We start from the raw sequence: 14,252 nt of genomic DNA, 5'->3' as shown, positions 1-14,252 counted from the left end.
TTATCCTCTTTTCCATCTTGTACCTTGAGCGGTATCTTCTAAAATAATATTACGGTCTTTTAAGTCATCGCGAATTTGATCTGATAATGCAAAATCACGATTTTTACGAGCTTCAATGCGTTTTTGAATAAGTGCCTCAATTTCTTCATCAAGCAACTCTTCTTGCGCTAATTCTAACCCTAAAATATCAAATAATGTTTCAAGTTGTTTTACGTATGCTTCAATTACCACTGTAGACGTATGTTCTTCCAGTAAATATTGATTCGCATGATTTGCCACATTATATAACTCAGTGATTGCATTAGCAGTGTTGAAGTCATCATTCATCGCTTCTTCAAATGCAGTCTGGAATTTTTCCAGTTCCGCTAACCATTTCTCATTATGGTCTGTTAAATCAGTACTACTCTCCATACGGTGTTTTAAGTTACCGTAAGCCGTCTTAATTCTTTCCAGTCCGTTATTTGTGCTTTGTAATAACTCTTCACTGAAATTAATTGGATGACGGTAATGTACCGATAGCATAAAGAATCTAATTAACTGCGGATTATATTGCTTAATGATATCGTGAACTAAAATAAAGTTCCCCAATGACTTAGACATCTTCTCATTATTAATATTAATATATCCATTGTGCATCCAGTAACGTGCAAATGTTTTTCCAGTTAACGCCTCAGACTGCGCAATTTCATTCTCATGATGAGGAAATGCTAAGTCTTGACCACCAGCATGAATATCGATTGTATCTCCTAAGTATTTACGTGCCATTGCCGAGCATTCAATATGCCAGCCTGGACGACCTTTCCCCCAAGGGCTTTCCCAGAAGATTTCTCCTTCTTTAGCATCTTTCCATAAAGCAAAATCAAGAGGGTCTTGTTTCTTTTCTCCTACTTCAATACGCGCACCGTGACGTAAGTCTGCGATTGGTTGATGCGATAATTTACCGTATCCTTCGAATTCCTTCGTTCTAAAGTACACATCACCTTCTGATTCATATGCATATCCTTTATTCACAAGTTCTTGAATAAATTCAATAATGATATCCATATTTTCCGTTACACGCGGATGAACTGTTGCGTGTTTGCAACCTAGTGCCGTTACATCCTCAAAGTACGCTTCAACGAAACGGTCAGCAATTGTCGGCACATCTTCACCTAATTCATTTGCTGCTTTAATTAATTTATCATCTACGTCAGTAAAGTTGGACACATACTGCACATCATACCCTTTATATTCTAAATAACGGCGTACCGTATCAAATACCATAGGTGGTCTTGCATTCCCAATGTGAATATAGTTATAAACTGTAGGTCCACACACATACATCTTTACCTTATTTTCTTCTAATGGAGTAAACTCTTCCTTTTGACGTGTTAACGTATTATAAATGTGAATAGTCATTTTTATCCTTCCTTTCTACCTTTACTTCAAGTTGTTTTTTCAATTTATCAAGTTCTACTTCCATGACCTTTAACTTATCAAAAATTGGGTCTGGAAGGTCAGAATGATTTAATTCTTGACCGATTTTTACTCCATTTTGAATAACGACTCGGCCAGGTATACCTACAACTGTAGAATGTGCAGGGACTTCTTTTAATACGACAGAACCTGCTCCAATTTTAGAATTCTCTCCAACTGTAATAGAACCTAGTACTTTAGCACCTGTTGCAATTAATACATTATCCTGAATTGTAGGGTGCCTCTTTCCCTTTTCTTTACCCGTACCACCTAATGTAACCCCTTGATAGATCGTTACATTATCACCAATTTCGCACGTTTCTCCAATTACAACCCCCATTCCATGGTCTATGAAAAAACGACGACCAATTGTTGCTCCTGGATGAATCTCAATGCCAGTAAAGAAACGACTAACTTGTGAGATCCAACGTGCAATAAAGAAGAAATTTTTTTTATAAAAAGCATGTGCAATTCGATGGGCCCAAACTGCATGTAATCCAGAGTAAGTCAAAATGACTTCGAAATAACTTCTTGCCGCTGGATCCTGTTCAAAAACGACTTCAATATCTTCCCGAAGCCTCTTAAACATCGACGTTCCCTCCCCTTTATGGGCTGCTTTTTCGAATGAACTAACTCCCTACTTATCTCCCTAAATCTTTATACACGTAGATAAAATTTATACTCATACCCAGTTTTACGGTATAAAAAAAGACGCCTCTGTCATATTGACAGAGACGCCTTATAAGCGCGGTTCCACTCTGTTTAGGCTAAAAAAGCCTCAAACTCATCTCTGATAACGGTGTACACCGCTTCTGCTTACTTTACGCCCTAAGACGTTTCGCAAAACAATTTACTGTTCAGCAGAAGACTCGAAGGGGCATTTCAAAAATCCGCTTATAAACCACTTCCAGCCTAAAGGTGGTTCTCTCTGTAAAAAGCCTGATTTTCTACTTCTCCTTCTCGTCGCTTTTCCTTATTAGGTTTTAAGTATACTTATTATATTTCTAAACCTAGAAAATGTTAACCAATTACTTTTTGAAGACGATTTAAAACTTTTTCTTTTCCAAGAAGTGCAATAGCATTCGGAAGCTCTGGACCATGTGTTTGACCAGTAGTTGCAACACGGATTGGCATAAATAAGTTTTTACCTTTATGACCTGTTTCCTTTTGAACTGCTTTAATAGCCGCCTTAATTGCTGCTGGTTCCATCGCTTCTAGTGCTTCTACTTGACCAGCAAATGCACGAAGTACTTCTGGTACTTGTTCACCTTTTAATACTTCTTGTCCTTCTTCTTCATAATCAACATGATCTTTGAAGAACATTTCAGAAAGCTCTACAATTTCAGCTCCAAAACTCATTTGTTCATGGTATAAAGCAATTACACCACGGATCCAATCTTGATCTTGTTCACTTAAAGTTTCTCCCACACGTCCAGCTTTCACTAAATGCGGTAAACTTAACTCTACAACCGTATCTAAATCTTGCTTTTTCATATACTGGTTGTTCATCCATTTTAGTTTTTGAGAATCAAATAATGCAGGTGATTTTGATAAACGAGCTGCATCAAACATTTTGATAAACTCATCTTTAGAGAAGATTTCTTCTTCACCTACTGGTGACCAACCTAATAGCGCAATAAAGTTAAAGATTGCTTCTGGAAGATATCCAAGCTCTTTATATTGCTCAATAAATTGAATAATAGATTCATCACGCTTGCTTAATTTTTTACGACTTTCATTTACAATTAAAGTCATATGACCGAATTGTGGGATATCCCAACCGAAAGCTTCATAAATCATCATTTGTTTTGGCGTGTTTGAAATATGATCATCACCACGAAGTACATGTGTAATCTCCATTAAGTGATCATCTACTGCTACCGCAAAGTTATAAGTTGGGATTCCATCTTTTTTCACGATAACAAAATCACCAAAATCATTTGAATGGAATGCAACTTCGTCTTTTACGATGTCTTTGAATGTGTAATCACGATTAGCTGGTACACGGAAACGAATACTCGGAATACGTCCCTCAGCTTCAAATTCTTTCATTTGTTCTTCAGTTAAATCACGGTGGTTACCTGCATAACGAGGTGTTTCACCACGAGAAATTTGTCCTTCACGCTCTGCTTCTAGCTCTTCTTCTGTCATATAACATTTGTAAGCTAAACCACGCTCTAATAAATCTAGATATAATTTTTTATAAATATCTAAACGCTCTGTTTGACGATATGGTCCAAATTCACCGCCAACATCAACACCTTCATCCCAGTCCATACCGAGCCATTTTAAGTATTTTAATTGGCTTTCTTCTCCACCAGCCACGTTACGTTTTACATCAGTATCTTCAATACGAATAATAAACTTGCCATCTAAATGACGAGCAAATAAATAATTAAATAATGCCGTACGCGCATTTCCGATATGTAAGTGTCCTGTTGGACTTGGCGCATAGCGCACTCTCACTTGCTTTTCCATAATTGGTACACCTTCCATTCTTAATGTCTACACATTCTATAATTGTACAACAAAAAAATGTGATTATCCATCTTACGAATTAAAAACCATTATTTTTTCTGTAATAATACCACTGCTTGAGAGGCAATTCCTTCTTCCCTACCTGTAAATCCTAATTTTTCTGTTGTAGTTGCCTTTACATTAATGTTATCTATAGACGTTTCTAACAGTTCACTAATACGTTTACGCATACTTTCAATATGCGGTGCCATTTTTGGCTTTTGAGCAATAATTGTACAATCTAAATTCCCTAACTCGTAACCTTGTTCACGCACAAATTCCCAAACTTTTTGCAACAATACAGCTGAATCTGCATCTTTAAAAGCTGGGTCTGTATCAGGAAAATGCTTTCCGATATCTCCTGCTGCAATGGCACCTAAACATGCATCAGCAATCGTATGTAACAATACATCTGCATCTGAATGGCCGATTAATCCTTTCTCGTGTGGAATTGTAATTCCGCCAATAATTAACGGTCTACCTTCTGCAAATTCATGCACGTCAAAACCTTGTCCAATTCGAAACATTCTTTACATCCTCCTTGAGCTAAACCACTGAGCTTTATGACTCTATATTATATCGATATCCTTACAAAGAAAAGCCCGGCCATTGCCGAGCTTTTCTTTGTTATACACCATCACGGCTATTTTTTCAGAACATGAAGGAAACTTTCAGCAATTAGTAAATCCTCTGGAGTCGTCACTTTAATATTATAGTAACTCCCTTCTACTACACCTACTTGCTTTCCAATACGTTCCACGAGACTTGCATCATCTGTACCAAGAAAACAGCTCTGTTTTGCACTTCTATGAGCTTCTAGCAAAAGAGAAACAGAGAACCCTTGCGGTGTTTGTACAGCCTTAAGCTGAGATCGTTCTACCGTTTCGACAACAACACCTTGCTCTACCTTCTTAACTGTATCCTTTACTGGCACTGCACAAATGGAAGCTCCATATTTTTCTGCTGCTGTTAATACATCTTGAATCACTTTATTCGTTACGAATGGGCGCGCTCCGTCATGTACAAGAACGTATTCAACATCACTCGCATGCTGAATCGCGTTATATACACTATCTTGTCTTTCGGCTCCACCCTGAATAAATTGTACCTGTTTTTCAATCGGATACTTCTGCATTAATTCTTCAAAATACGGGCGTTCCTCTTCGTTAATTGCCATAACAATACTTTTGCACGCTTTATCTCTTTCAAAAGCACGTAATGTATGAACGATAATCGGTACTTCATTTATAAGTAAGAACAACTTATTTTTGCCAGCACCCATCCGCTTTCCTTGGCCGGCTGCCGGAATAATTAATGTATACATATTAATAATCCTCTACCTATAATGCTTTTTCTAATAATTTACGTTTTGCGAAAATCATACGACCAGCTGATGTTTGTAATACGCTAGTAACCAGTACATTAAGTTGCGAACCTACATACTCTCTACCATCTTCTACTACAATCATCGTACCATCATCTAAGTACGCAACACCTTGGTTTTGCTCTTTACCATCTTTCACAACATAAACATTTAATTCTTCGCCAGGGAGTACAACTGGTTTAATTGCATTAGCTAAATCATTAATGTTTAACACTGTTACTCCTTGTAATTCAGAAACTTTATTTAAGTTAAAATCATTCGTTACTACAGTTCCACCGGTGATTTTTGCTAACTTTACAAGTTTGCTATCCACCTCTTGGATATCCTCGAAATCGCCTTCATAAATTTCTACCGGAATCGGCATCTCTTTTTGAATACGATTTAAAATGTCTAGTCCTCTGCGACCACGATTACGCTTTAAAGCATCGGAAGAATCGGCAATATGCTGAAGCTCTTCTAATACGAATTGTGGAATCACAATTGTTCCTTCCAAAAACTTCGTTTGGCAAATGTCAGCAATACGTCCATCGATAATTACACTCGTATCGAGAATTTTCCAATGAGTCGTAGATTTTTCTGCTTCTGCCTCTTCGTTCTCGTTATTATTTTTCTTCTTACCTCCGCGTTGGGGTAATGTAAATAATCCTAGCAATTCATTCCTCTTTTTAAATCCTACTTGGAATCCTAAATATCCAAGTAAAAGAGTGAAGAACACTTGCAATACCGTACTAATAACCGGAATTGTAAATTCACGAATCGGTATTAAAATTAAATATGCAACAATAAGACCAGAGATCAATCCTAATGTACCAAATAAAACATCTGCTACAGGCGCCTTTACAAGAGCCTCTTCAATATGCTTAATAAGTTGAACAATATAATCTACAAGCCAAAATGTTGTTAAAAATAAAATAATTGCACCAATAATCGCACGAACATACGATCCTTCCAATAAAGGAACAGCACCGATGTCTAATACATTAATAACTTTTGGGATTAAGTAAATCCCTAACGCTCCCCCGATCACTAGAAAGAAGAGCTGTACGATCCGTTTTAACATCCAACCACCTCCTACTCATTATTAACCATTGTTTCGCTAATCAAAACGCCGAATGCAAAAGCGGACGTGTTTTTTTATAAATAGTTTTATTTACCAATATATCATATCATATACCAAAAATGTTCTAGTGTCGTTATATTATGGAATCAATGTAATATTCTTAATTGTGTCTACTCATATATAGATGCTCTTGAATTCTTTTTAGGCCTTCTCGTATTTTCTTCGCCCTTACTTCCCCAATTCCTTCCACATCATCCAATTCATGAATAGTCGCGCGACAAACTCCTTGCAACGTTTTGAATCGATTAATTAAATTTTCAATGATAAGTGGCGGAACACGAGAGATTTTGCTTGTAATTCGATATCCCCTTGGCGTCACACTTTCTTCTAAACTGGTTTGCCCTGGGTAACCAAGTAATTTAACTAAATCACTATCCTCTAAAAGTTGTGTATTTGCAAGGTCCTGTAACTTTTTCAAAATTTGATGATGGTCTTGTGTTTTCTCCTGATGGTAATCTTTAATTAACAATGCTGCCTCTGCTTCTAAATCAGCTAGTAATTCTGTAAGCTGTAAACGAATTAACCTACCTTCTGTTCCTAGCTCATGAATATAGCTCAATATTTCATTTTTAATACGCAGTACCATTTCAACACTATGTAAAACGTGAACTACCTCAGACATTGTAACGACCTCTTCAAATTCTAGAATGCCCAAATTCGTAATACCATCATTCCATACAGCCTTATATTTTTCTAACGTTTGAATAGCTTGGTTTGCCTTTGTTAAAATAACCCCTATATCTTTTAGTGTATAACGTAAGTTCCCTTGATATAGCGTAATTACATTACGTCTTTGTGAAATGGCCACAACAAGGCTGCCCGTCTGCTTCGCTACACGTTCTGCTGTTCGGTGACGCATACCGGTTTCAATAGAATCAATAGATGCCTCTGGAACTAACTGTGCATTCGCTATTAAAATTTTACTTCCCGTTTCATTTAAAATAAGTGCCCCGTCCATTTTTGCTAATTCATATAAACTAGCAGGAGAGAATGCACAATTAATGTGAAAACCACCATCCACAATACTTTTAATCTGCTCATTATATCCAAGAACAATTAGCCCCCCTGTTTGTGCGCGAAGTACATTATCTATCCCTTCACGCAGTGGTGTTCCTGGGGCCACGAGCTGTAAAATATTAATCATACTTTTGACACGTTGCTTATTTTCTTCCATAGCCTAGCCTCCTAATGTCAAACGAAGCGCTTCTCCTAAATTAGAAACACCTACAACCTCAATCCCATCCGGAATTGTCCATCCTCCTAAGTTTTTTCTAGGAATAATAACACGTTGAAATCCTAATTTAGCCGCTTCTTGTACACGTTGTTCGATTCTTGATACTCTTCTTATTTCTCCAGTTAATCCTACTTCTCCTATTACTGCATCAGTTGGTGCCGTAGATTTATCTCTAAAACTTGAGGCTATACTTAAAGCCACTGCTAAATCAATTGCCGGTTCGTCTAATTTCAAACCACCAGCTACTTTTAAATATGCATCTTGATTTTGCAATAGTAAACCTGTTCTTTTTTCTAATACTGCCATAATAAGCGAAACACGGTTATGATCAATTCCCGTCGCCATTCTTCGAGGATTTCCAAAACTAGTAGGGGAGATTAATGCTTGTATTTCTACTAAAACCGGTCTTGTTCCTTCCATTGAAGCAACTACTGTTGATCCTGCAACACCAACCGGCCTTTCCTCAAGGAAGATTTCAGAAGGATTTAAAACTTCCGCAAGACCAAGCTCTTTCATTTCAAAGATACCCATTTCATTCGTGGAACCAAAACGGTTCTTCACAGCCCGTAAAATACGATACGTATGGTGTCGATCTCCTTCAAAGTAAAGAACTGCATCGACCATATGTTCTAACATACGAGGTCCTGCAATTGCTCCTTCTTTTGTCACATGCCCGACAATGAAAATAGGGATTCCTTTTGTTTTTGCAAGTTTCATTAATTCCGCTGTACATTCACGTACTTGTGCCACACTTCCTGGTGCTGACGTCACTTCAGGTAAATGTATCGTTTGAATAGAATCAATAACAACAAAAGCTGGATTCATCTCTTCAATATGTGCTGCAATACGCTGCAGGTCTGTCTCTGCTACAACAAATAGATTGCTACCCTTTACATGCAAACGATCTGCACGAAGTTTAATCTGCTTTGCCGACTCCTCACCCGATATGTATAATACATCATATGAAGAATCTGCTAATTGTGATGAAATCTGTAATAGTAATGTTGATTTTCCAATCCCAGGGTCTCCACCAATAAGCACTAAGGACCCATCTACAATTCCACCACCAAGCACACGATTAAACTCTTGAAATTCCGTTTCAATACGTGCCTCAGACTTTGTTTCTACTTCGGTAAGACGTCTTGGTTTTGTTACTTCCGTTTGAATTGCATTCGCGTAATTAAGGCGCCTAGATGATACAACTGGCTCCATTTCTTCAACAAGTGTATTCCATTGACCACATCCAGGACATTTACCCATATATTTTGGTGACTGATAACCACATTCTTGACATATAAATTTCGTTTTCTTTTTAGCCATACCTTTTTATAGTTCACTTCACTTTCGTCTATAAACGTTTATCCTTCTCGTACAAGAAAGAGGGCTATCGCGTAGCCCTCTTTGTTTGTCTATACTTATTTTACCTTTTCCGCACTATGAATGACAAATGATTCTCCTTCTACATCAAAGATAACTTTTTGTCCTTTCTCAATAGCACCTTTTAAAAGTTCTTCTGATAGTCTATCTTCTACATGTTTCTGAATTGCTCTGCGAAGTGGACGAGCGCCATACTCACGATCAAATCCTTTATCTGCAATAGCTGAAATTGCCCCTTCCGTTAAGTGCAATTCGATTTCTTGTTCTTTTAAGCGATTAACTAACTGATTTACCATAAGAGTTACAATCTCTTGAATATGTTTTTTCTCAAGCATATGGAATACGATAATTTCATCAATACGGTTTAAGAATTCTGGACGAAATGCCTTTTTCAGCTCATCCATTACTTTACCTTTCATATCCGAATAATCACGGCTTTCATCTTGTACATTAAATCCAAGATGTTTGTTACGTTTTAACGCCTCGGCACCAACGTTAGACGTCATAATAACAATCGTATTACGGAAATCAACTGTACGTCCTTTAGAATCTGTTAAACGACCATCTTCTAATACTTGTAGTAAAATATTAAACACATCCGGATGAGCTTTCTCTACCTCATCTAATAAGACAACTGAATATGGCTTGCGACGAACTTTCTCTGTTAATTGTCCACCTTCTTCATATCCAACATATCCTGGAGGAGAACCAACTAAACGGGAAGTAGAATGCTTCTCCATGTATTCTGACATATCGATGCGAATCATTGCATCTTCATCACCGAACATAGATTCTGCTAGTGCTCTTGCAAGTTCTGTTTTACCTACACCTGTTGGCCCTAAGAAAATAAATGAACCAATTGGGCGCTTCGGATCTTTTAATCCTGCTCTTGCACGACGAACAGCTTTTGCTACAGCTACTACTGCTTCATCTTGACCAATCAAACGATCATGGAGAATGGATTCTAAATTTAATAATTTATCAGTCTCTGTTTGTGCAAGTTTAGAAACTGGGATACGCGTCCATGTAGAAACGACATTTGCAATATCTTCTACCGTAACCTCTGAATTTTCTTTTCCTTGTTGCTCTTTCCATTGACGTTTTGTATCTTCTAACTTCTCACGTAAGCGTTGCTCCATATCACGTAAGGATGCAGCCTTTTCAAATTCTTGACTTTGTACAGCTGCATCTTTTTCTTTTCGAATCTCCTCAAGCTTCACTTCAAGCTCTTTTAAGTTTGGTGGTGTTGTATAAGAACGTAAGCGAACTTTTGAAGCAGCTTCATCAATTAAATCAATTGCTTTATCTGGTAAAAAGCGATCTGTAATATAACGATCTGAAAGTTTTACAGCTGCATCAATAGCGTCATCTGTAATAGATACACGGTGATGCGCCTCATAACGATCACGTAAACCTTTCAAGATTTGAATCGATTCTTCTAAACTTGGCTCATCAACATGAATTGGTTGAAAACGTCTTTCTAAAGCCGCGTCTTTTTCAATATATTTACGATACTCATCTAAAGTTGTTGCCCCAATACATTGTAACTCTCCTCGTGCTAAAGATGGTTTTAAAATATTCGATGCATCGATTGCACCTTCTGCTCCACCTGCACCAATTAATGTATGAAGCTCATCAATAAATAGAATAATATTGCCTGCTTGGCGAATTTCATCCATCACTTTCTTTAAACGATCTTCAAATTCACCGCGATATTTCGTTCCAGCTACCACTGTACCCATATCTAGTGTCATAACACGCTTATCTCTTAAAGTTTCAGGAACTTCATTATTTACAATTTGCTGTGCTAATCCTTCTGCAATTGCCGTTTTACCTACACCAGGCTCACCAATTAATACTGGGTTGTTTTTCGTTCTACGGCTTAATACCTCAATTACACGTTGAATTTCTTTACCACGTCCAATAACAGGGTCTAAGCGATTTTCACGCGCAACAACTGTTAAGTCCCTTGCTAAACTGTCAAGTGTCGGTGTATTTGCATTTGATGCTGAACCACCTTGATGACCTGAACTAGCTTCATTACTTCCAAGAAGTTGTAAAACTTGTTGTCTTGCTTTATTTAGACTTACACCTAAATTATTTAAAACACGTGCGGCTACACCTTCACCTTCACGGATTAAACCGAGTAAAATGTGTTCTGTTCCAACGTAAGAATGGCCTAGCTTACGCGCTTCATCCATAGATAATTCAATAACCTTTTTAGCACGAGGTGTATAATGTACAGTTTGAGAAGCTTCTGTTCCACGCCCAATTAACGCTTCTACTTCTTTTTGAACTTTCTCTGGACTTAATCCAAGAGCAATTAATGCTTTTGCTGCAATTCCTTCACCTTCGCGTACAAGCCCAAGTAAAATATGTTCTGTTCCAATATTATTATGCCCAATACGAATTGCTTCCTCTTGAGATAAAGCTAATACTTTCTGTGCTCTTTCTGTAAATCTTCCAAACATCATAGAAATCGCCTCCTACTTGCGCTTAGTTTTTTTCAATACGTAATCGCTCACGGATTAAGGTTGCTCTTCGATAATCTCTTTCTTCTGGCCCTAAAGGTCCACCTGCGTATTGTTGTAAAATACCTGGTTGTGTAAGAACCATTAGCTCAGTCAAAATATTTCTCGATATACCTTTTATATATCCTAGATCAATACCAAGTCGTACATCCGATAAGCAATTGGCTGCTTCTGCAGATTGAATTAAACGACTGTTTGCTAGTATGCCGTAAGAACGATAAACCTTATCTTCAAGTTCAATACTTGAATTTTGTACAATTAATTCTCTAGCTATTTTTTCTTGCTGTATAATTTGTTGAATGACACTCTTTAAATCTGCAATAATATCTTCTTCAGACTTTCCTAGCGTCATTTGATTTGAAACTTGAAATATATTACCTAACGCTTCGCTACCTTCACCGTATATTCCTCTTACTACTAACCCTAATTTTTGAATTACTTGTATAATACGGCTAATTCTTTTTGTTAAAACCAGTCCCGGTAAATGAATCATCACAGAAGCTCTTAACCCTGTGCCAACATTAGTAGGACAACTTGTAATATATCCAAGTGACTCATCAAAAGCGTATTCAACTTCTTTCTCAATCCAATTATCTATTTGATTGGCGCTTTGAAGCGCCTCTGATAACTGTAATCCTGAAAATAGGCACTGAATCCGAATATGGTCTTCTTCATTAAGCATAACACTAATATGTTCACTTTCTGATAGTAGACATGCTCCATATTCTGTCCCTGCAAGATTTGGACTAATTAAATGCTTTTCGACTAAAACTCTCCTTTGAAGGGGGGTTAATTCATTCATCTTTAATAGTCCAAACTCCCCAAAGGAACCTACTGCTTTATTTATAAATTTCTTTTTGAATAGTTCATGAATCTGTTTAGCTTCTTCTTCGTTTTGCATAGTGGAAAATTGATATTGTTTAAAATTACGAGCCAAACGAATTCGACTACTTAAAACAATATCAGAATCAGGGCCATCCCCCTTCATCCATGGACTAATTGCTTCGTTCATAATTTTGTCCAGTGACATAGAATTATTCCCCCTCCCTATGCTCACTAAGCTGTATTTCAAGACCTCGGATTTTATCCCTTACCTCTGCAGCTTTCTCAAATTCCTCTTTCTGTACGTATTGTTTCAGAATAAGTTTTAGTTCATCTAATTCTTTCTTTAAGTGGATATTTCCTTCTATACGTTCCGGAATTTTTCCACAATGTTCTGTATGCCCGCCGTGAAGGCGTTTTAATAATGGCTTTAAATGCTCCTTAAATGTATCGTAACAAGAAGAACAGCCAAAACGTCCGACTTTTGTAAATTGTTCATATGTCATCTTACAATCTGGACACCTTACTATATCTGCATTTGAAAATCCATTTTTTCCTTCTTCAAACATTGTTGATTCACCGTGTAATAAACCAGCAAATAAATCATGAAATGAAAAGTTAGACTGCGATGATTGAAAGAAAGACGTATAGCCACTTTGCTCTGCACATTGCTCACAAAGATGAACTTCCGCCTTCTTCTCGTTAATTACTTTTGTATAATGTAAAGTTGCTGGTCTTATGTTACAGTTTTGACAAGTCATCACTATCCCCACCTTTACAACAGGAACGCTCTATCTCATGGTACTTTTCATACATTACTAGATTGTTCGCTTTCCTGAATCCATTTAAATAAAAGTGCATGTTCTTTTTCAAAACTTCTACAATATTTAACTGCTTTATCTTAGTTATCAATCTTTTACAAAAGTTATATTTATTTATATTTCAGTGTTCTTAACATTGCGCATAATATTCGAGCCCTAAGTTCATCTCGAGAAGGAACATCCATTGATAATACAGAACGGTCTATTACACTTAACATCAGTTTCGCTTCACGATTTGTTATGATTCCCTCTTCTATTAAACGTATAATCATACTTTCTGCATTCCCTTGCGCAACGCTATGATCAATCATATGAAGCATTTGATCAATAATGTCTATATCATCATGCAGTTTGACTTTTATAATGCGAATGTAACCTCCTCCACCACGTTTACTTTCTACTACAAATCCTCTTTCTAACGTAAAACGGGTATTGATTACATAATTGATTTGAGATGGTACGCACTCGAATCGATCCGCAATCTCATTTCTCTTGATTTCAATCACATTATTATTACTTAAGTCAATAACTTGCTTTAGATATTGCTCAATGATATCAGATATATTTCTCATTTATCCGCCACCTTTATTGACTTTGACTATCTTTGACTTTAATTATATACGTATTAATAAAATTTGCAACTCTTTTGCTTATTCACTATCCTAGCCACATTCCCCTGTATTTAAACAAAATATGAATACTTTAAACACATTTTTTATTACTATGGATTATAAAATAAAACACGAAAAAACACGAGTCATTTGACTCGTGTTTTAGTTGCTTGGCGACGTCCTACTCTCACAGGGACAAGGTCCCAACTACCATCGGCGCTAGAGAGCTTAACTTCCGTGTTCGGTATGGGAACGGGTGTGACCTCTCTGCCATCATCACCAAACTATGAAGGCATATTCCTTCAAAACTAGATAACATTTGCTACATATTATATGGTTAAGTCCTCGATCTATTAGTATTCGTCAGCTCCACATGTCAC

12 protein-coding genes, 1 rRNA gene and 1 other annotated feature are annotated in these 14,252 nt (G+C 37.0%); all 13 genes read right to left on the bottom strand.

All coding sequences use genetic code 11. The annotated features are described in order from the left end of the window. Positions 1-1,398, bottom strand: a complete 1,398-nt coding sequence (gene cysS, locus CQ064_RS29250; RefSeq protein WP_000152273.1) for a cysteine--tRNA ligase — start codon at positions 1,396-1,398, stop codon at positions 1-3. Beyond that, positions 1,379-2,044 carry a serine O-acetyltransferase gene (gene cysE, locus CQ064_RS29245; protein WP_000476500.1) on the bottom strand — a complete coding sequence of 222 codons (666 nt, stop codon included), beginning with the start codon at positions 2,042-2,044 and terminating at the stop codon, positions 1,379-1,381. Before cysE ends, cysS begins: the two co-directional genes overlap by 20 nt. A gap of 138 nt (positions 2,045-2,182) precedes the next feature. Then, positions 2,183-2,428 (bottom strand) — a binding site (T-box leader). A gap of 47 nt (positions 2,429-2,475) precedes the next feature. Continuing rightward, positions 2,476-3,933 (bottom strand): glutamate--tRNA ligase, encoded by a 1,458-nt coding sequence (gltX, locus tag CQ064_RS29240; protein ID WP_000415150.1) that lies wholly within the window; start codon positions 3,931-3,933, stop codon positions 2,476-2,478. An 89-nt stretch (positions 3,934-4,022) separates the two neighbouring features. Then, positions 4,023-4,499 (bottom strand): 2-C-methyl-D-erythritol 2,4-cyclodiphosphate synthase, encoded by a 477-nt coding sequence (ispF, locus tag CQ064_RS29235; RefSeq protein WP_000488386.1) that lies wholly within the window; start codon positions 4,497-4,499, stop codon positions 4,023-4,025. Positions 4,500-4,615: 116 nt separating this feature from the next. Further along, on the bottom strand, positions 4,616-5,296 hold the full coding sequence (ispD, locus tag CQ064_RS29230; RefSeq protein ID WP_000288307.1) for a 2-C-methyl-D-erythritol 4-phosphate cytidylyltransferase: 681 nt from the start codon (positions 5,294-5,296) through the stop codon (positions 4,616-4,618). A gap of 16 nt (positions 5,297-5,312) precedes the next feature. Next, positions 5,313-6,416 carry a PIN/TRAM domain-containing protein gene (locus CQ064_RS29225; RefSeq protein ID WP_000919679.1) on the bottom strand — a complete coding sequence of 368 codons (1,104 nt, stop codon included), beginning with the start codon at positions 6,414-6,416 and terminating at the stop codon, positions 5,313-5,315. A gap of 160 nt (positions 6,417-6,576) precedes the next feature. Then, a complete protein-coding gene (disA, locus tag CQ064_RS29220) occupies positions 6,577-7,650 on the bottom strand; it encodes a DNA integrity scanning diadenylate cyclase DisA (protein ID WP_000392164.1) in 1,074 nt (357 codons plus the stop codon). Between the two features lie 3 nt (positions 7,651-7,653). Next, entirely contained in the window at positions 7,654-9,030 is a 1,377-nt protein-coding gene (gene radA, locus CQ064_RS29215) for a DNA repair protein RadA (protein ID WP_001085199.1), read from the bottom strand. 95 nt (positions 9,031-9,125) lie between these two features. After that, positions 9,126-11,561, bottom strand: coding sequence for an ATP-dependent protease ATP-binding subunit ClpC (clpC, locus tag CQ064_RS29210; RefSeq protein ID WP_000971170.1), 2,436 nt, complete (start codon positions 11,559-11,561; stop codon positions 9,126-9,128). Between the two features lie 22 nt (positions 11,562-11,583). Next, positions 11,584-12,648 (bottom strand): protein-arginine kinase McsB, encoded by a 1,065-nt coding sequence (gene mcsB / locus CQ064_RS29205; RefSeq protein ID WP_000050836.1) that lies wholly within the window; start codon positions 12,646-12,648, stop codon positions 11,584-11,586. A 4-nt stretch (positions 12,649-12,652) separates the two neighbouring features. Next, positions 12,653-13,201, bottom strand: coding sequence for a protein-arginine kinase activator protein McsA (gene mcsA / locus CQ064_RS29200; protein WP_000128385.1), 549 nt, complete (start codon positions 13,199-13,201; stop codon positions 12,653-12,655). 170 nt (positions 13,202-13,371) lie between these two features. Beyond that, on the bottom strand, positions 13,372-13,833 hold the full coding sequence (gene ctsR, locus CQ064_RS29195) for a transcriptional regulator CtsR (RefSeq protein ID WP_001244560.1): 462 nt from the start codon (positions 13,831-13,833) through the stop codon (positions 13,372-13,374). A 207-nt stretch (positions 13,834-14,040) separates the two neighbouring features. Continuing rightward, positions 14,041-14,156, bottom strand: a 5S ribosomal RNA gene (gene rrf, locus CQ064_RS29190). Positions 14,157-14,252 lie beyond the last annotated feature (96 nt).

The organism is Bacillus sp. MYb78, assembly GCF_002975115.1.
Lineage (GTDB): Bacteria > Bacillota > Bacilli > Bacillales > Bacillaceae_G > Bacillus_A > Bacillus_A cereus.
The sequence above is the reverse complement of the archived record's forward strand: the minus strand, read 5'-3'. Positions and strand labels throughout refer to the sequence as shown.